At 65.9% G+C, this 18,205-nt stretch carries 18 protein-coding genes and 1 riboswitch; of the genes, 9 read left to right on the top strand and 9 right to left on the bottom strand.

Translation table 11 applies throughout. From position 1 onward, the window contains the following. Nucleotides 1–23: 23 nt before the first annotated feature. The 4 genes from pyrE to Q9R31_RS16970 all read left to right on the top strand — a co-directional run bounded on the left by pyrE (nucleotide 24) and on the right by Q9R31_RS16970 (nucleotide 3,307). Nucleotides 24–608, top strand: coding sequence for an orotate phosphoribosyltransferase (pyrE, locus tag Q9R31_RS16985; protein WP_168223241.1), 585 nt, complete (start codon nucleotides 24–26; stop codon nucleotides 606–608). Between the two features lie 139 nt (nucleotides 609–747). Then, a complete protein-coding gene (locus Q9R31_RS16980; protein ID WP_311263877.1) occupies nucleotides 748–1,494 on the top strand; it encodes a GAF and ANTAR domain-containing protein in 747 nt (248 codons plus the stop codon). 82 nt (nucleotides 1,495–1,576) lie between these two features. Continuing rightward, complete coding sequence (locus tag Q9R31_RS16975) at nucleotides 1,577–2,197, top strand: hypothetical protein (RefSeq protein WP_311263876.1); 621 nt, start codon at nucleotides 1,577–1,579, stop codon at nucleotides 2,195–2,197. 69 nt (nucleotides 2,198–2,266) lie between these two features. Further along, the gene (locus tag Q9R31_RS16970) at nucleotides 2,267–3,307 is read left to right on the top strand and encodes an alpha/beta hydrolase (protein WP_311263875.1); all 1,041 of its coding nucleotides are present in this window, start codon (nucleotides 2,267–2,269) and stop codon (nucleotides 3,305–3,307) included. Here the strand turns inward: Q9R31_RS16970 and Q9R31_RS16965 are convergent. After that, nucleotides 3,304–4,152 carry an HAD-IIA family hydrolase gene (locus Q9R31_RS16965; protein WP_397428268.1) on the bottom strand — a complete coding sequence of 283 codons (849 nt, stop codon included), beginning with the start codon at nucleotides 4,150–4,152 and terminating at the stop codon, nucleotides 3,304–3,306. The two genes, Q9R31_RS16970 and Q9R31_RS16965, sit on opposite strands and share 4 nt — an antisense overlap. A gap of 40 nt (nucleotides 4,153–4,192) precedes the next feature. Between Q9R31_RS16965 and Q9R31_RS16960 the strand changes: the two genes are divergently transcribed. The 3 genes from Q9R31_RS16960 (at nucleotide 4,193) to Q9R31_RS16950 (ending at nucleotide 6,432) form a co-directional block, all read left to right on the top strand. Then, nucleotides 4,193–4,867 carry a TrmH family RNA methyltransferase gene (locus tag Q9R31_RS16960; protein ID WP_311263873.1) on the top strand — a complete coding sequence of 225 codons (675 nt, stop codon included), beginning with the start codon at nucleotides 4,193–4,195 and terminating at the stop codon, nucleotides 4,865–4,867. Between the two features lie 122 nt (nucleotides 4,868–4,989). Continuing rightward, nucleotides 4,990–6,009: a class II fructose-bisphosphate aldolase gene (fbaA, locus tag Q9R31_RS16955; protein ID WP_311263872.1), complete on the top strand. Its 1,020-nt coding sequence runs from the start codon at nucleotides 4,990–4,992 to the stop codon at nucleotides 6,007–6,009. Continuing rightward, entirely contained in the window at nucleotides 6,010–6,432 is a 423-nt protein-coding gene (locus Q9R31_RS16950) for a DUF3151 domain-containing protein (protein WP_311263871.1), read from the top strand. Between the two features lie 86 nt (nucleotides 6,433–6,518). On the opposite strand, the gene Q9R31_RS16945 is transcribed toward Q9R31_RS16950, so the two are convergent. Together Q9R31_RS16945 and Q9R31_RS16940 are read right to left on the bottom strand one after the other, a co-directional pair. Further along, nucleotides 6,519–7,151: a uracil-DNA glycosylase gene (locus Q9R31_RS16945; RefSeq protein ID WP_311263870.1), complete on the bottom strand. Its 633-nt coding sequence runs from the start codon at nucleotides 7,149–7,151 to the stop codon at nucleotides 6,519–6,521. A 214-nt stretch (nucleotides 7,152–7,365) separates the two neighbouring features. Continuing rightward, nucleotides 7,366–8,574 carry a cobalamin-independent methionine synthase II family protein gene (locus Q9R31_RS16940; protein WP_311263869.1) on the bottom strand — a complete coding sequence of 403 codons (1,209 nt, stop codon included), beginning with the start codon at nucleotides 8,572–8,574 and terminating at the stop codon, nucleotides 7,366–7,368. 13 nt (nucleotides 8,575–8,587) lie between these two features. Beyond that, a riboswitch (SAM riboswitch) is annotated at nucleotides 8,588–8,692 on the bottom strand. Nucleotides 8,693–8,984: 292 nt separating this feature from the next. Here Q9R31_RS16940 and Q9R31_RS16935 point away from each other — a divergent pair. Next, on the top strand, nucleotides 8,985–10,274 hold the full coding sequence (locus Q9R31_RS16935; RefSeq protein WP_311263868.1) for an adenylosuccinate synthase: 1,290 nt from the start codon (nucleotides 8,985–8,987) through the stop codon (nucleotides 10,272–10,274). A gap of 191 nt (nucleotides 10,275–10,465) precedes the next feature. Next, the gene (locus Q9R31_RS16930) at nucleotides 10,466–10,837 is read left to right on the top strand and encodes a YegP family protein (protein ID WP_311263867.1); all 372 of its coding nucleotides are present in this window, start codon (nucleotides 10,466–10,468) and stop codon (nucleotides 10,835–10,837) included. Nucleotides 10,838–11,225: 388 nt separating this feature from the next. On the opposite strand, the gene Q9R31_RS16925 is transcribed toward Q9R31_RS16930, so the two are convergent. Genes Q9R31_RS16925 through Q9R31_RS16900 form a run of 6 tightly spaced genes read right to left on the bottom strand, consistent with a single transcriptional unit; the run spans nucleotide 11,226 to nucleotide 18,165 of the window. Continuing rightward, nucleotides 11,226–11,720, bottom strand: a complete 495-nt coding sequence (locus tag Q9R31_RS16925) for a CoA-binding protein (protein WP_311263866.1) — start codon at nucleotides 11,718–11,720, stop codon at nucleotides 11,226–11,228. Then, on the bottom strand, nucleotides 11,717–13,069 hold the full coding sequence (locus Q9R31_RS16920; RefSeq protein WP_311263865.1) for an O-acetylhomoserine aminocarboxypropyltransferase/cysteine synthase family protein: 1,353 nt from the start codon (nucleotides 13,067–13,069) through the stop codon (nucleotides 11,717–11,719). The genes Q9R31_RS16925 and Q9R31_RS16920 overlap by 4 nt, the downstream gene beginning before the upstream one ends. Then, entirely contained in the window at nucleotides 13,069–14,262 is a 1,194-nt protein-coding gene (gene sfnG / locus Q9R31_RS16915) for a dimethylsulfone monooxygenase SfnG (RefSeq protein ID WP_311263864.1), read from the bottom strand. Before sfnG ends, Q9R31_RS16920 begins: the two co-directional genes overlap by 1 nt. Beyond that, nucleotides 14,259–16,238 carry an acetate--CoA ligase gene (gene acs / locus Q9R31_RS16910; RefSeq protein ID WP_397428267.1) on the bottom strand — a complete coding sequence of 660 codons (1,980 nt, stop codon included), beginning with the start codon at nucleotides 16,236–16,238 and terminating at the stop codon, nucleotides 14,259–14,261. Before acs ends, sfnG begins: the two co-directional genes overlap by 4 nt. Continuing rightward, nucleotides 16,214–17,116, bottom strand: a complete 903-nt coding sequence (locus tag Q9R31_RS16905; RefSeq protein WP_311263863.1) for an ABC transporter permease — start codon at nucleotides 17,114–17,116, stop codon at nucleotides 16,214–16,216. The genes acs and Q9R31_RS16905 overlap by 25 nt, the downstream gene beginning before the upstream one ends. Further along, entirely contained in the window at nucleotides 17,116–18,165 is a 1,050-nt protein-coding gene (locus tag Q9R31_RS16900) for an aliphatic sulfonate ABC transporter substrate-binding protein (RefSeq protein WP_311263862.1), read from the bottom strand. Before Q9R31_RS16900 ends, Q9R31_RS16905 begins: the two co-directional genes overlap by 1 nt. Nucleotides 18,166–18,205 lie beyond the last annotated feature (40 nt).

The following is an 18,205-nucleotide window of genomic DNA, read 5'->3' as shown; positions in this document are numbered from 1 at the left end:
ACCCACCCACTAAACTTGAGCCCATGACTTCGCCCACTGACACTGCGGTCGACACCGCAGCTGCCCGCGCCCGCCTGCTCGAACTCATCAAGGAACTCGCCGTGGTCCGCGGCAAGGTGATCCTCTCGAGCGGAGCCGAGGCTGACTACTACATCGACCTCCGCCGGATCACCCTGCACCACGAGGCGTCCAAGCTGGTGGGCCAGGTAATGCTTGCACTGGCGGACGACGCCGGGATCGACTTTGAGTGCGCCGGCGGACTGACCATGGGCGCGGACCCGGTTGGCACTGCCGTGATGCATGCTGCCGTTGACGCAGGCCGGACGGTTGACGCGTTCGTGGTCCGCAAGGCCCAGAAATCCTACGGGATGGGCCGCCAGGTGGAGGGCCCGTCCGTTGAGGGACGCAAGGTGCTGGTTTTGGAAGACACGTCCACCACGGGCGGTTCCGCACTGACGGCGGTGGAGGGCGTCCGGAAGGCCGGCGGCAACGTGGTGGCGGTGGCCGTGATCGTCGACCGCGATACGGGCGCCAAGGAAAAAATCGAAGCCGAAACCGGCGTCCCATACCTGTTCGCGTTCGGCAAGGATGAGCTGGGCCTGGCCTAGTCCTGCCGGCCCCCGGGGCGTGTCCCGGGGGCCGCACCCCGGCCGGCTGTTGGCTGGGCTGTTGGCGCTGTTTTATGATGTGCGTTAACACTTTTCAGTTGCTTGGAGAACACGCACCTTGCTCCCCCCACAACAGCCTTTGAGCGCAACCGACCAGGTCCAGAACCTCATTCTGGAAAGCGCTGATTTCGAGGATTTCCTCAACGAACTGGCCCGTTTCTCCGCCCACCAGATGGCAGGGGACGGCGAGGACGCCCTGTGCGGCATCACGCTGCTCCGTGACCGCAAGGCTGCCACCATCGGCTGGAGCAGCGACTCGGCCCGCGAAGTGGACGAAATCCAATATTCCCTGTCGCAGGGACCCTGCCTCACCGCGGCAAAGGAGGAACGCGAAGTCCACGTTCCCGACCTGTTGGAGGAGAACCGGTGGGGTCCCGATTACGCCACAGCCGTGGCCTCACACGGGCTGCGCTCGGTGCTTTCCCTTCCGTTCACCCTGCAGGGCGAGGCCAAGGCGGCCCTGAACCTTTATTCCGATGTTCCCCGCAAATTCGAGGGAAACGCCGCGGCAAGGGCCCGGGACTTCACCCGGGAAATCTCGCAGGCCCTGCGCCTCGCGGTGCGGTTCTCACTGCACGCGGACAGCGCGTCGAACCTTCGGGCAACGCTGGAGTCCCGCACGATCATCGATATCGCCATCGGCATCGTCATGGCACAGAACCGCTGCAGCCAGGCGACTGCCGTCCAAATCCTCACCGAGGCGTCCAGCAACAGCAACACCAAACTGCGTGACATTGCGAAGTCCATCGTTGATTCGGTGGGTGGCACCGGTGCCCGGACACACTACGAGGAACCGGGCAAAGTAAGCCATGGTGCCCGTTCCTAGGAGACGGGTTGTGCGGGGACTCCCGTGAAGGTTACGCTTGCGGAGGTTGAGCCGTCGGCCATAGACCTCTTTTGGAGTACCTATGGACCGAGCATTAGACGCAGTTGTTAACTTCGATGTCCCCGCAGACATCGTCCGGATCGAAGTCCGGGGAAGCCTGCATTGTGGTTCCCGCCCCCACCTGGTCCACATCATCCGCCGGGTCCGGCGGATGGGGATCCGCTGCCATATCAGCGTTGACCTTTCGCAGGCCGACCTTGTGGAGTCCTCTGCCCTTTCCGGACTGCGCAGCGACCTGAATGCGCTTGACGCCAACACCCTGTCCGGCGGGTATGGCGCAGGTGTCTCCCTCCAGCTGACACCCCTTGCCCGGACCGCTTCCATGGACGGTCAGTCCAGTGGGCAGCCACTGCCCATGGACGACGACATCCGGGAACTGTTCCCTGGGGGCCGTTTCGCCGGGGAGTATCCACACCTGCCCGTCATGTGGATCGAGGAGCTGTACGGCAGGCCACTGACGGAATACTCGAATGAAGAGCTGCTTGCAGCCAGTGACGCGCTCTTCGCGCTGCTCGACAATCCGCACGCCCAGGACGGCGCGGACCTGCTGGGCCGCTACAACGACATTGGCCTGGAGATTCATCGCCGCCAGCAGGAACCCTCGTCCACGCTCCCCGTCACGGAAGGCCAGGCGGCCAGCTGACCCCAACGTCGCCAAACGGTTACACCCGCCCGTTGCGGCGGCACGTTTGGGTGGGCTTACGGTAGGAGTGTGCCGTATGAGGGGGAGGTCAATCCGCAGGGCCGGCATGGCGTATCGGGTGCCCGGCTGCTGGCGGAGGCGGCTGCCCTCAAACGCTTTTCGCGCCGCACGTTCCTGGCCGGGGCCGGGGCATCCGGCCTGCTCGCTGCAGACATGCTGGTGACCCGCGAGGTGCAGTCGCAGCGACGGACCACCAGGATCCTGGGCGTTGCCGACGACTTCGCCGACGCCTACTACCCGGATGCCAGCTGGTTCCTGTTCCCGGGGTACAAAACCAGCTGGGAAGAGGCCCAATGGATCCTGAACACCATGCGTGGGGCGCTGAACAAGCGCGCCCGGCTCGCCGCCGTCGGGTATTCCAACCTTGGGCTGAACATCACAGAGGTGGTCAACGCGATCACCGACTACATCGCCGCAGAGAAAATCACCAAGCTGTTCTTCTACGGCCACAGCTTCGGCGGGATGCTCGCCACCCAGGTCGCCGCCCGGCTCCTTGCCCTGCATGAGGTCCAGGTGCAGTTCATCCTCCTGGACTCCAGCCCCTACAGCGCCCACGACGTCCTGGACCAGAGCTGGTTCGACGGCGTGGTGTTCCTTTACGAGCGCGGGGTCAGGTTCCCGTCCACGCTGCGCGGCGGGTATGAGCTGGGGGAGCGGATCATTCACAAAGACGAACGGAGCTGGCGCCAGATCCTCGACCAGACGATGGAGCAGCTGTCCCCGATCGCCCCCTCAAACGTGCTGGTCCAGACCGAATCCGCGTATATCTACCACTTCGAGGGCAGCCAGTTCGCCGGGAAGCTGGGGACGGCCAAGATGGCCTATCTCGGCAACCCCAAGGACAGGACCGTCGACTACGAAACCGCAGCGGAAACCTGGGCGGTGGTCTTCAAGGACAACATGGTCTCAAGCAACCTGCAGACCACCGGTGCGGCGCCGGCCCACGCCAGCCCCGGCTGGAATCCACAGATCTACCGGCCGCTGGTGACGGAACTGCTGGACGGCTTCTTCCCCCTGCCCCGGGGCGGTTCCCGGGTGAGTATCTTCTAGATCTGGTTTTTCAGGTCCGCCACGGAGTTCAGCACCTGGTTGGGCCGGAACGGATACGCCGCAATGTCGTCCTTGTGCGTGATGCCGCTGAGGACCAGGACGGTGTGCAGGCCGGCCTCCATGCCGGCGATGATGTCCGTATCCATCCGGTCGCCGATCATGGCGGTCGTCTCGGAATGTGCGTCGATCTGGTTCATCGCAGATCGGAACATCATGGGATTCGGCTTGCCCACAATGTATGGCTCGCGGCCCGTGGCTTTGGTGATCAGGGCGGCGATGGCTCCGGTGGCCGGCATGGGCCCGTCCTTGGACGGGCCGGTGGCGTCCGGGTTGGTGGCGATGAAGCGGGCCCCGGCGAGGATCAGGCGGATGGCCGCGGTGATCGCCTCAAAGGAGTACGTGCGCGTCTCGCCGAGCACCACAAAGTCCGGGTTCTGGTCCGTGAGGATGAAGCCGGCCTCGTGCAGCGCCGTCGTCAGCCCTGCCTCGCCGATGGTGTAGGCGCGGTTGCCGGACTCCGAGCCGCCTGCTGACACCTGGTCCTTGAGGAACTGGGCCGTGGCCAGGGCCGAGGTCCAGATATTCTCCTCCGGAATCTCGAGGCCGGAGGAGCGAAGGCGGGCGGCAAGATCACGCGGGGTGAAGATGGAGTTGTTGGTCAGCACCAGGAAGCGCTTGGATGTGTCCACCCACCGCTGGATCAGTTCCGCAGCGCCGGGGATCGGCTGGTTCTCATGGACCAGGACGCCGTCCATGTCCGTCAGCCAGCACTCAATCTCCTGGCCACTGCGGTAGACCGCGGCGTTTCCTGCTACCTGGTCTTCTTCTGCCACGTCTACCTCCACCGGTGATGAATGCTCCAGTGGTCCAGTCTAGTGTTGAGGGGTGAACCAAACGCCCGGCCTGCCAGAGGAACCCCGCCACGAGCCCGGGGAGGCCGAATCCGCAAAGGCGGAGGTCGGCGTCGGGCCCTGGGAAGGGAAACTGCCCCAAGGCGACCACTGGGATCCCGACCTGCTTGCGGACGGCGACCGCCGCAACGTCCTGGACAAATACCGCTACTGGAAGCACGAGGCGATCGTGGCGGAACTGGACTCCCGGCGCCATAACTTCCACGTCGCCATTGAGAACTGGCAGCACGACCTGAACATCGGCACGGTGGTGCGCACCGCCAACGCATTCCTTGCCAAAGAGGTGCACATTATCGGCCGGCGGCGGTGGAACCGGCGCGGTGCCATGGTCACCGACCGCTACCAGCACGTCCGCCACCACCCCACCATCGAGGACTTCGTCCAGTGGGCCAAGGGGGAGGGGCTGGCGATCATCGGGATCGACATCTTCCCGGATTCGGTTCCCCTGGAGACGTACGAACTGCCGCGCGATTGCGTGCTGGTTTTCGGGCAGGAAGGCCCTGGGCTGACCCCGGAAGTCCACCAGGCAGCCGTCGCCACCTTGTCCATCGAGCAGTTCGGCTCCACCCGGTCCATCAACGCCGCCTCCGCAGCCGCCATCGCCATGCACGCCTGGATCCGCCGCCACGTCTTCAACCAGCACGTCTGAGTGTTACCGGGCGGTGACCCGAAACACCCTCGGCGTCCCGGAATGGCTAGGATGGTGCCTAGCCGTAAGCGGTCTACTTGAGGGTCTTCCACCCACAGACGAAACTCAGCAGAGGAGCCAGCATGCCCATTGCAACCCCAGAGATCTACTCCGAAATGATCGACCGCGCGAAGGCGGGCGGCTTCGCATACCCGGCCGTGAACGTCACGTCCTCGCAGACGCTCAACGCAGCGCTCCGCGGTTTCGCCGAGGCGGAGTCCGACGGCATCGTCCAGGTTTCCACCGGCGGCGCCGCCTACTGGTCCGGCGCATCCACCAAGGACATGGTTGCCGGTTCCCTGGGCTTCGCAGCCTTCGCCCGCGAAGTCGCCAAGAACTACGGCGTCAACGTCGCCCTGCACACGGACCACTGCCCCAAGGACAAGCTGGACGGCTTCGTCCTGCCCCTGCTGGAAGCTTCCGAAGCTGAGGTCAAGGCCGGCCGCAACCCGCTGTTCAACTCCCACATGTGGGACGGATCGGCAGAGACCCTGCAGGAGAACCTGCGCATCGCACGCGAACTGCTGGCCCGCACTGCTGCCGCCAAGATGATCCTCGAAGTTGAAATCGGCACCGTCGGCGGCGAGGAAGACGGCGTTGAGAACGCCATCAACGACAAGCTGTACACCACAGTGGAGGATGCCCTGGCCACCATCGACGCCCTCGGCTCCGGCGAGAACGGCCGCTACATCACGGCCCTGACCTTCGGCAACGTGCACGGCGTCTACAAGCCCGGCGGCGTCAAGCTCCGCCCGGAGATCCTCAAGGACATCCAGGCCCAGGTCGGCGCCAAGATCGGCAAGGAGAACCCGTTCGACCTCGTGTTCCACGGCGGATCGGGCTCCTCGGACCAGGAGATCGCGGACGCCGTCTCCTACGGCACCATCAAGATGAACATCGACACCGACACCCAGTACGCCTACACGCGTCCCGTGGCGGACCACATGTTCAGGAACTACGACGGCGTCCTGAAAGTGGACGGCGAAGTGGGCAACAAGAAGACCTACGACCCCCGCGTCTGGGGCGCCTCCGCCGAAGCCGGCCTGGCAGCCCGCGTGGTGGAAGCCACCAAGCAGCTCGGTTCGGCCGGAAAGACCTTCTAGATGTCGGACGAGTTCCGCAGGAACCTGATGGGGCCGGAGCCCACGCTCCTGCCTGCCGAAACCGAGGTGAACGGGCAGCTGGAGGCCGGCCACGAAGCCCTGGACCTGGTGGCTAAGCACCCCACGTCCTCGCTCTTGTGGGCCATCCTGGCCGAGGAGGCGTGGACGGAGGGACGCACCATCGACTCCTACGCCTACGCCCGGGTGGGTTATCACCGCGGACTGGACGCGCTGCGGCGCAACGGCTGGCGCGGCGTGGGACCCATCCCCTGGGAGCATGAGCCGAACCGCGGATTCCTGCGGGCGCTCTACTCCCTGGGCAGGGCGTCCTCGGCCATCGGTGAGGCGGACGAGCCGGAGCGGATCGAGAAGTTCCTGAACGACTCCGACCCCGCAGCGAAGGCAGCCATTGAGGGCAAGTAGAAGCCCCCAGGCTTAAAACGGCCGACGGCGGGCGGTGACTTTCGAATTGGAAGTCACCGCCCGCCGTCGCCTGTTTAAAGCGGTTGCTATGCCTTGTTCGCGATGCCTGTGCGGGCCATGGCGTCTGCATATGCGGCGCGCATGTCCTCCAGGTACTCTTCCTGGCGGGCCGGGGAACCGGCGAAAGCGCGGCCGCTCAGGGAGCGGACCTTGTAGGTCTTCAGGCCACGGCGCCACAGCAGGGGCACCTCGGTCTTCAGCAGCAGGTTGGCCAGGCGGTTGGCTTCGGTGCCGTGCGCCACGATCACCGAAGCGCGGGGGACGAGGGCCAGGAATTTCAGCAGCGGCTTAAGGCCTGCCTGGATCTGGTCCGGAGTGAACTTGCCGTTGGCAACGCCTGGGACGTGCCAGGGGTGGACGTTCCACGGCATGACGAACTCGGGGCGCAGGCCCAGCTTCCACTGGATCCCCAGCATGCGGGTGGCGGCATCCTGGTCCCCGGCCGTGATGAACCCGGACGGATCCGCTTCACCAATGTTGGAGTACAGGCTGATGATGCGGGTCTCCTCCACGTCGTGCATGGGGTCCACGTAGGGCACCACGGTTCCGGACTTGGCCTCCTGCAGGGAATCGCACAGTTCGTTGACGGCGGCAACGCTGGGTTCGTAGCGGCGGCTCATGAGCTGTTCGTGGAATGTTTCGGGTGCCAGGGCTGTCATGAAGTGCTGGTTCTCCTGCGGGGATTGATATTGCTTCCATCGGTGAAAATGGGCGCACGGCGGCGCGGATCATCAACGGTGGTTAGTTGGGGTGGGCCGATTCCTGGTCGGCCTTTGCCAGTTTACCAAGCCCGGGGAAACGAAACGCCGGTCCCCGGGACCCAATAAAAATGGGGCCGGGACCGGCGTCTCGTTTCGACAGAAATGAGGGCGGTTACCAGAGGCGCTTGGAGGCGCGGTGCGCACCCTCACCGAGCGACTCCAGCTTGGCCCAGGCGATCTGCGGGTGCACCCTGCCGCCCAGGCCGCAGTCAGTGGAGGCGATGACGTTCTCCCGGCCCACGACGCCGGCAAAGCGGACAATGCGGTCCGCCACCAGGTCCGGGTGCTCCACCACGTTGGTGGCATGCGAAACCACGCCCGGGATGATCACCTTGCCCTCCGGGAGCTTGGTGTCCTCCCATACCCGCCATTCGTGTTCGTGCCGGACATTCGCCGCCTCGAAGGAATAGGCTCCGGCGTTGACCTGGAGCACCGAGTCGATGATGTCGGCGAACGGTATGTCCGTGGTGTGCGGGCCGTGCCAGGAACCCCAGCAGACGTGGAGTCGGATCTGTTCCTGCGGCAGGTCCCGGAGGGCCCAGTTGGTGGCCTCCACGCGCAGCTGGATGAACTTCAGGTAGTCCGCCAGGGACGGCTCGGGGTTGATCTGGTCCCAGCTTTCGGCCAGGGACGGATCATCGAGCTGCACTGTGAGGCCGGCGTCGATGATCGCCTTGTATTCCTCCCGCATGACGTCGGCGCAGGCGTAGACAAGTTCCTCGTCCGACGTGTAATACTCATTGGCCACCCGGGCGCATGAGCCAGGGGACAGGGACGCTACGAAGCCGTCCGACAGGCCTGCGGCGGCGAGGCCGGATTTCAGGTTCCTGATGTCCGATGCCACCAGGTCGTGGCCCGTGTAGGTCAGCGGCCCGGCGATCTTGGGCTGGGCCACGCTTTTGCGGTGGGTGAGGATGCCCGAGGCGGGATCGTTGTAGGCCTCGTTGAAGGCCTGCCGGTCCCGCCGGTCCGGGAAGGAGGTCAGGACCACGTTGCCGGGCGATGACCGGCGGACCCCGGCCTCGGCCCAGCGGTCCACGCTGGTGGGCTCCAATCCCCCCAGCCGGGCGAAGGAGTAATTCCACCACGCGCCGTAATCCACCGAGCTGGACATCGTGTGCCCGTACTCGCCGTCATTGGGGATGTCGATGCCAAGGTCCTTCTGGCGCTGCACCACGTCCACCACGGAAGCTTCGAGGAGTTCCAGGAATTCCGGGGTGACGCCGCCGGCTTCCTTGGCGGCGTTGGCTGCTATGAGCTCCGCGGTTCGGGGCAATGAGCCGGCGTGGGTCACGCGGATGTGGTCGGTGTTCAGGGACATGCTGGAATCTTCCTTTCCATCGGTCCTGGCAGTAGCACCTTCGGCCGGCAGGTGTCCTGCCGAACCGTGGTTGCTGCGGCGTCATCGAGCCAGGTCTCTCGGCCGCTCCGGATGGTTCACTCTCACCTAAATCGACGTGCGTGGAGCCGTGCAAATCTGTGCCGCTTTATGTCGGCATGGGATGGCAGGTCGGCCGTCTGCATTGCATCAGGACCGCGGCGGGCCCCAACAGTGGACAAAGTGCCTCATCGGCTAAACTTGGGTGGTAAGAGCCCCGGAACTCTTGCTTCGCCGTGCCGCCCCGCGGACCAGCGAAGACCGGTCGATTCGGGGCATTCTCATGAACGGCGCTGCACGGCCCGCCACCAGTGGCAGGACCCGGGCAGCCCGAACGAATGGGGGAGGATCCCATGCCAGCAATTGTGATCGTAGGAGCCCAGTGGGGCGACGAAGGAAAAGGCAAGGCCACCGACCTGCTCGGCGGCCGTGTTGACTACGTCGTCAAGCCCAACGGCGGCAACAACGCCGGGCACACCGTCGTCGTAGGCGGTGAAAAGTACGAACTCAAGCTGCTGCCGGCAGGCATTCTCAGCCCCAACGCTGTTCCCATCATCGGCAACGGCTGCGTGGTGAACCTCGAGGCCCTCTTCCAGGAAATCGACGGGCTCCAGGCCCGCGGCGCCGACACCTCAAAGCTGCGGGTTTCCGCCAACGCCCACCTGGTGGCCCCGTACCACCAGGTGCTGGACAAAGTGACCGAACGCTTCCTGGGCAGCCGCGCCATCGGCACCACCGGCCGCGGCATTGGCCCCGCCTACATGGACAAGGTGGCCCGGCTGGGCATCCGCGTCCAGGACGTCTTTGACGAATCGATCCTCCGCCAGAAGGTTGAAGGCTCGCTGCGCCAGAAGAACGAACTCCTGGTCAAGGTCTACAACCGCCGCAGTGTTGTGGTGGACGAGATCGTGGAGTACTTCCTGTCCTTCGCCGAGCGGCTGCGCCCGCTGGTGATCGACAGCACCCTGGTCCTGAACACCGCGCTGGATGAGGGCAAGGTGGTCCTGATGGAAGGTGGCCAGGCGACGTTCCTGGACGTGGACCATGGCACCTACCCGTTCGTGACCTCCTCCAACCCCACGGCCGGTGGTGCGTCCGTTGGCTCCGGCATCGGCCCCACCCGCATTTCGCGCTCGATCGGCATCATCAAGGCCTACACCACCCGCGTTGGCGCCGGACCGTTCCCCACCGAACTCTTCGACGAAATGGGCGTCTACCTGCAGAAGACCGGCGGCGAATTTGGCGTCAACACCGGCCGCCCGCGCCGCTGCGGCTGGTACGACGCCGTGCTGGCCCGCCACGCGTCCCGCGTCAACGGCTTCACGGACTACTTCGTCACCAAGCTCGACGTGCTCACCGGCATCGAGCAGATCCCCGTCTGCGTGGCTTACGACGTGGACGGTGTCCGGCACGATGAGATGCCCATGACGCAGACCGAGTTCCACCATGCCAAGCCCATCTTCGAGTACTTTGAGGGCTGGACCGAGGACATCACCGGCGCCCGCACTCTGGCGGACCTGCCCGAGAACGCCCGGAACTACGTGCTGGCGCTGGAGAAGCTCTCCGGAACCCGCTTCTCCGCCATTGGCGTGGGCCCGGACCGGGACCAGACCATCGTGGTGAACGACCTCATCAACGACTGACACGCCCACCCAGGGCAGAATTACGACGACGGCAGGCCACCTTTGCAGGTGGCCTGCCGTTTGTGCGTCATGGGCTGTTCCTGCCCAGGGTGGAAAGCAATTTACACAGGCTTAACGCGGGTGGCCTTGTGGGGCTGCAGGCGCACCGGTGAAACTCGGTAGTACCCCCTGGTGCCCAAGGAAGGACCGTCATGGCCGGAAAATTCGAAGCATTCATAGACGCTGATTCGTTCTTCCGGTTCCGGCTCCTGGCCCCGGATGGCGCTGTTGTGGCGGTCTCCGGGCCGTACCAGGACAAGCAGGCCCTCGCGGCCGGAATCGCTGCAGTGCGTGAATGCGCCGGCACCGGCCTGGTCACCGACCTCTGTCCCGCCGGGGCCGCAGCCCGTCCCGCAGCCGTGCCCGTTGCCCCTGCCGCCGCCCTTCCAGCAGAGCCGCCCTCCGCCGTCGTACCTGTTTGCGGCGACGAGCGCGTGCCCGCCCGGCTGCACTCCTTCGCGCTGGCGAAGGCACCCCGCCGGCAGTCGACGCCGCCCCGGTGGACCAGGACTGTTGCCCGCTGATTGCCGCTGAAAGGCGTTTCCAAAAAAGTTTTTGAAAACGCGTAACCCTGTGGGGGTGCCCAGCGATTACCCCTATGAAGTGCCGGTCTGGAACCTGTCCCCCATCATGTTCCAGACCGGCTCTTTTGTCTTTCCGCCCGGTCGGCTGCGCACGCCGGACCCGGCCACGGCCCGTCTCCCGGGCGCCGTGGCGGTTCAGGCAGCGGTAGTTACTCGAGGGTAAGCAGGGCTCCCGGAAACAGTGCCATGGAGCAACTGCGGGCCTGTCCGGGTACACCAGCCCGCCGGCCTGCCTTGGTCCGGGGATGCACGTCGCCCCTACAGGTTCAGGGAAGTGCCCGGCCGGAACGGGTAAGGCTGGAGCGTCGGGCGGAGCAGGCGGAAACAGTCAGGACAGGACTTGCCGTTTGGAGGAAATCACCCCGGTGTCGAACCCGGCCAGGTGGAGGCCGCCGTGGAAACGGGCGTGCTCGATCTTCACGCAGCGGTCCATCACCACATTGAGCCCGGCAGCTTCCGCGCCTGCGGCCACGCCCTCATGCCAGGACCCCAACTGCAGCCAGAGCGTCTTGGCGCCCGCGGCCACTGCTTCGTCCAGGACGCCCGGAAGATCATCATGCTTGCGGAACACGTCCACGATGTCGGGGCTTTCCGGCAGGTCCGCCAGCGAGGCGTAGGTGGGCTGGCCCAGGATTTCCTTGACCACCGGGTTGACGAAGTACACCTTGTACCGGGTGGAGGACAGCAGGTAGGTGGCCACAAAGTAGCTGGCCCGCGACGGTTTGTCCGAAGCTCCAACAATGGCAATCGACTTCGCCTGCCGGAGCAGGGCCAGCCGTTCCGGTGCTGACGGGCCGGACCAGGTACGTTCGGCGGTGCTCATGCGTTTGCTCCGATCGTGCAGGCGTCGGCAGGTTCTTCAATGTCTGGTTCGGCCCCTGCCGCAACGCTCGACGCCTCGGTCAGCGCCTGGTCGAGGTCCCACAGGATGTCCTCGATGTCCTCAAGGCCCACCGATATGCGGACCAGGTCTTCCGGCACGCCTGCCGATTCGAGCTGGGCAGGGCTCAGCTGCTGGTGTGTGGTGGAGCCCGGATGGATCACCAGGGTCCGGGAGTCACCCACGTTTGCCAGGTGCGAGGCCAGCTGCAGCGACTCGATGAACTTCTGGCCGGCGGCCCGCCCGCCCTTGACCCCAAAGGAGAAGACGGATCCGGGGCCCAGCGGCAGGTACTTCCGCGCCCGTTCGAAGTGCGGGTGCGAGGGCAGTCCTGAATAGTTCACGTACGCCACCCGGTCATCGTTTTCCAGCCATTCGGCCACGGCGTGCGCGTTCTTCAGGTGCTCGTCAAGCCGCTGGGGCAGGGTTTCCACTCCTTGAAGGAGCTGGAATGCCGACTGCGGCGAAAGAGCCGGGCCAATGTCCCGCAGCTGTTCACTGCGGAGCTTGGTCAGGAAGCCATATTCGCCGAAGTTGCCCCACCACGAGACATTGCCGTAGGAAGCCACCGGCTCGGTCATCGTGGGGAACTTGCCGTTGCCCCAGTCGAACCGGCCGCTTTCCACCACCACACCGCCAAGGGTGGTGCCGTGGCCGCCCAGGAACTTTGTGGCCGAGTGGATCACGATGTCGGCGCCGTGCTCGATCGGGCGCACGAGGTACGGCGTGCTCAAGGTGGCGTCGACCACCAGGGGGATTCCGGCGTCGTGCGCCACCTTCGCCAGCGCCGCCAGGTCCTGGACCTCCGACGACGGGTTGGCCACCACCTCCACGAAGATCGCCTTCGTGTTCTCCCGGACCGCCGCGGCGTAGTCAGCGGGGTCGGTGCCGGGGACGAACGTGGTGTCCACACCGAACCGGCGCAGGGTCACGTCCAGCTGCGTCACTGTGCCGCCGTAGAGCTGGGAGGCTGCCACGATGTGGTCTCCCGCCTGGGTCAGTGCGGCGAAGGTGATGAACTCGGCAGCCATGCCCGACGACGTAGCCACCGCGCCGATGCCGCCCTCAAGGGACGCGATGCGCTCCTCGAAGGCCGCGACCGTGGGGTTGCCGATGCGGGAGTAGATGTTGCCGTACTTCTGCAGGGCGAACAGGTTGGCAGCGTCGTTGGTGTCCTTGAAGACGAAGGACGTGGTCTGGTAGATGGGGACGGCGCGGGCGCCGTGTTCGGCGTCGGGGGTGCCGCCGGCGTGCAGGGCGCGGGTGCGGAAACCGAAAGTGCGGTCGGCCATCAGACAGCCACCGCCTCGGCGGCAACCGGGGTCCTGGAGAGGTCGAGCTCCGTGCCGTTCTTCCGGGCCAGGTCCGCCTCCAGTTCGCGCACGATCGGCAGGATGTCCTGGCCGAACGCCGCCACCTCCTCCTGGAAGTGCAGGTAGCCGGTCAGGAACAGGTTTACGCCGATCTTCTTGTACTCGACGATGCGCTCGGCGATCTGCTCCGGGGTGCCGATCAACTGGGTCTTGAAGCCGTCGTTGTACTGCACCAGGTCCTCGAACGTGGAATCCGCCCACATGCCCTTGCCGTCCTTGGTGGAGGGCCCGGCTTCCTGCACGGCGTCCCGGAAGCCCTGGACGGCCGGCTTGTGCGCCTTTTCGACGATCTCGCGCAGGGTGTCCCGCGCCTCCTTCTCGGAATCGCGGGCAATAACGAAGCCGTTCAGGCCAAACTTCGGCGCTGCCAGCCGGCCCTCGGTGCCGCGCCGGGTTTCGCCTGCGGCGGCCACCACGCCGGCGATGTTTTCCTTGAAGCCTTCCAGGTCCTTGCCGTTGGAGAAGTACCAGTCGGCCACCCGGCCCGCGGTGGCCTGGGCCGCCGTCGAGTTTCCGCCGAAGAAGATCTCGGGGTGGGCGCGGCCCGGGACGTCAACCGGTGCCGGGTTCAGGGTGAAGTCGGTGATGTTGTAGTACTTGCCGGACTGGCTGTACTCGGTTTCGGTCCACAGCCCGCGCAGGACGTTGATGAATTCCTCGGTGCGGACGTAGCGCTCGTCGTGCTCCAGCCATTCCAGGCCGAAGTTGGTGAACTCGGCCTTCAGCCAACCGGAGACGATGTTCACGGCGGCGCGGCCGTTGGAGATGTGGTCCGCGGTGATGATGTACTTCGCCAGCACTCCCGGGTGCCACATGCCGGGGTGGACCGCGGAGATCACCTTGAGGCGCTCCGTGGCCGCCAGCAGGGCAAGGCTGAACGAGGTGGCCTCGTGCTGCTTGTCCGCCCCGTAGGACGCGGCGTAGCGCGTCTGGGTCAGGGCATACTCGAAGCCTGAGTCCTCGGCGATCCGGGCGAGCTTCTTGTTGTAGTCGAAGTCCCAGCCGGTGCGCTGTTCGATGGTGGACACCACCAGGCCGCCGGAGACGTTCGGGACCCAGTAGGCGAATTTAAGCGGTTCGGAGAGTCGGGCGACGTTGCTGATCCCGGTCATGAGTTTTCCTTTGCTAGGGTCCGCTGGTGCAGGACGTGCTGGATGCCGGCGATCGCCGGCTCGTTCTGGAGTGAGGTGGTATCGCCCAGCGCGGTACCTTCGAACAGCTGGGTGAGCAGCCGGCGCATGATCTTGCCGCTGCGCGTCTTGGGAACATCGGGGACCACGACGACGTCGCGCGGCTTGGCGATGGGGCCGATCTCCTTGGCCACGTGGTTCCGGAGCTCCTGGGCCACATCGCCGGCAGGGCGGGCCTTGACGCCTGCTTTGAGGACGACGAAGGACACCACGGCGTGGCCGGTTTTCGGGTCCGCGACCGGACAGACGCCGGCTTCCACCACATCCGGGTGGGACACCAGGGCGGACTCGATCTCGATCGTGGAGAGGAGGTGGCCGGAGACGTTGAGGGTGTCGTCCATCCGGCCCAGGATCCAGATGTCGCCGTCGGCATCGTACTTCGCACCGTCACCGGCCAGGAACCAGCCCTGGTCTGCGTACTTGCTCCAGTAGGAGTCGAAGTAGCGGCGCGGGTTGCCCCAGACGGTGCGCGCAATGGCGGGCCCGGGGGAGTCAACCACGATGTTTCCCTGGACGCCCGGCGCAACCGTATTGCCGCCGTCGTCCACGATCCTGGTGCTGACCCCCGGCAGCGGGCGCGCGGCACAACCCGGCTTGAAGCTGGTGTCCGTGGGGGCGGGGGAGAGGATGGTGGCGCCGGTCTCGGACTGCCACCACGTGTCCACGACAGGTGAGGTGCCGGCGCCGACGTTCTCCCGCAGCCAGCGCCAGGCCTCGGGGTTGACGGCCTCGCCCACCGTGCCCAGCAGGCGGATGGAGGAGAGATCGTAGCTGTCCGGGACGCCGTCCGGGAACCAGCCCATGAGGGAACGGACCAGCGTGGGCGCGGTGTAGTACTGGGTCACGCCGTAGCGTTCGATGATCTCGAAGTGCCGGCCCGGGTGCGGGGTGTTGGGAGTGCCCTCGAAGATCACCTGGGTGACGCCGTTGGACAGCGGGCCATAGATCTCGTAGGTGTGCGCCGTGACCCAGGCGAGGTCCGCGGTGCACCAGTGCACGTCCTGGTCCCGCAGGGTTGGATCCGGGTTGCTGAAGAGGTGCTCGAAGCTCCACGACGCCTGCGTCAGGTAGCCGCCGGAGGTGTGCACCAGGCCCTTGGGCTTGCCGGTGGTGCCGGAGGTGTACATGATGAACAGCGGCGTTTCGGCGTCGAACGCTTCGGGCCGGTGGACGTCCGGGGCGTTGTCGACGACCTCGTGCCACCACACATCGCGGCCTTCCGTCATGGGCACGGCGGCCAGGTCGCTGGCCGGGGTGGTGCGGTTGACCACCAGGATGTGCTCGATCGCGTTGTCACCGGACACGGCGGCGTCCGCGTTGTCCTTGACCGGGACGGCCACGCCGCGGCGGAACTGGCCGTCCGTGGTGACCAGGAGCTTCGCGCCGGTGTCCTCCACCCGGAACTTCAGGGCCTCCGCGGAGAAACCGCCGAACACCAGCGAGTGGACGGCGCCGACGCGGGCCACCGCGAGGGTGATGATGACCGTTTCGGGGATGACCGGGAGGTAGATGACCACGCGGTCGCCCTTGGTGATCCCCAGGGCCACGAGCGCGTTGGCTGCCTTGGACACTTCGCGCTGGAGTTCGGCGTAGGTGATGGACTTCCGGTCGCCCGGCTCGCCCTCGAAGTGGAGGGCCACCTTCTGCCCGCGGCCGGCGGCGACGTGGCGGTCCACGCAGTTGGCGGCCACGTTCAGCCTGCCGCCCTCGAACCAGGTGATCTCGGGGCCGCGGCCGGCCTCCGGGTCCGCCGGGATCCAGCGGTGCGCGGTGTGCCAGGGCGTATCCCAGTCAAGGCGCAGCGCCTGCTGCTCCCAAAAGGCGACGTTGTCCGGGCGCACACCCGCGTTCAGGTCAAAGGTTTCGGTGGTGCTCAGGCCCATCGTTTCACCGCCCATTTTTCGGCCAGGCCAAGCAGGGCGTCGGTAATTTTGCCAATGACGGCCAGCATCACGATGGCCAGCAGCAGCCGGTCCGTGCGGCCGTTGTTCTGCGAGTCGATCAACAGGAAGCCCAGGCCCATGGAGGAAGCGATCAGTTCGGCCGCCACCAGGAACAGCCAGGCCTGGGCAAGCGCAAGGCGCAGCCCGGAGAACACTGAAGGAACGACGGCGGGCAGCTGCACTGTGGTCAGCAGGCGGACGCCTTTCAACCCGAACGCGCGCGCGGCTTCCACCAGGTTGCGGTCCACGTGGCGCAGCGCCAGGGACACGGTGGTGAACACGGGGAAGAATGCGCCGATGATGATGAGCGTTACCTTTGAGTCCTCGCCGATCTTCATCCACAGGATCAGCAGCGGCACCCAGGCCAGGGACGGCACGGCGCGCAGCGCGCCGATGGTGGGTGCCAGCAGGGCGTCTGTGAGTTTTGACAGCCCGACGCCGGCCCCCAGGACCAGGCCCAGGGCGCCGCCCACCAGGAACCCGATCAGGACCCGCTGGGTGGAGATGGCGATGTGGGTGCCCAGTTCCCCGCGTTCCACGAGTTCGCCGGCAGCAGCCAGCACCATGGCCGGCGGGGGCAGCTGGACCACTGTGAACAGCCCGTTGGAGGAGGCCAGCTGCCATGCAGCCAACAGGGCAGCCGGGAGGATCAGGCCAAGGGGCAGACGCGCCCAGTTCCTGGAGCGGACTCCGGCGGGAGACCATCCCGTTGCCGGAGCGGGTGCCGGCACGGCACCCGCCTGGGCGGCGTCTGCCGTTGTTGCGGGGGCGGCTGCAGCACGCCCGTCCGCAACACTGCCGCTGGTGAGGTCTGGCTCTCCTGCGCGGGTCATCAGGAGGCCTTGATGGCCGAGGGGTCAGCCTTCTTCACCAGCGAGTCGTCGAGAAGGGAGGCTACGGCGTCGTCAATCTGCTTCTGCGTCTTGACGTCACCGGTTTCCACGAACGTGGGCCCGATCTTCTCCAGGACTTTGCGCTGGGCGTCCCCCGGTGCCGGGTTGACGTCCAGGTTGCTGCGCTCCAGGACCACGGTCTTGGCCACGGCGGGATCCAGCCCGGCGGCGTCGGCCAGGATCTGGGCGGTCTGGTCCGGGTTCTGTGCTGCCCAGGCGCGGGCCTTTTCATAGGCATTCACCACGGCCTGGGCAAGTTCAGGCTTGTTCTTCAGGAACGATTCCGTGGCGTTGAGGAAGCCGTAGGTGTTGAAATCGAGGTTGCGGTAAAAGAGCTTGGCGCCCTTCTGCTCAGCGCCTGCCATGATCGGATCCAGCCCCGACCACGCCTGGACCGAGCCGTTTTCCAGGGCTGTACGGCCATCGGCATGCTGCAGGTTCTGGACCGTCACGTCACCGGGCTTCAGCCCCGCCTGCTCCAGTGCCTGCAGCAGGAAGAAATAGGGATCCGTACCCTTGGTGGCCGCCACGGACTTGCCCTTGAGGTCGGCCACGGACGTAATGTCCGATCCGGCGGGTGCCACCAGTGCTGCCCACTCGGGCTGGGAGAAGATGTCGATGGCTTTGATTTCCGAACCGTTGGCGCGGGCCAGCAGCGCCGCCGATCCGGCCGTGGAACCAACATCGATGGCGCCGGAGCGCAGGGCCTCGTTGGCCTTGTTGGACCCTGCGGACTGGACCCAGTTCACGCTCACGCCGCGGTCCTTGAGGCTTGCCTCAAGCCACCCCTGCTTCTTGATGACCAGGCTCAGCGGGTTGTAGGTGGCGAAGTCGATGTTGAGGGTGCCGCCCTTGCTGCTGCCGGCCGCGGCTGCGCTGCCGGAGGAGCCTTCCCCTGCAACGCAGCCCGTGAGTGCCAGGACCGCGGAAGCGGCAAGGGCTGCTGCGCCAAGGACTGAACGGCGGGTGATGGGCAATGCGTGCGGCATGGGTTTCCTTTGAACGCGAGGATGGAACGGTATGGAACAG

Source organism: Pseudarthrobacter sp. BRE9 (assembly GCF_031844305.1).
In the GTDB taxonomy this organism is placed as follows: Bacteria; Actinomycetota; Actinomycetes; order Actinomycetales; family Micrococcaceae; genus Arthrobacter.
This window is presented reverse-complemented; position numbering and strand designations above follow the sequence as displayed.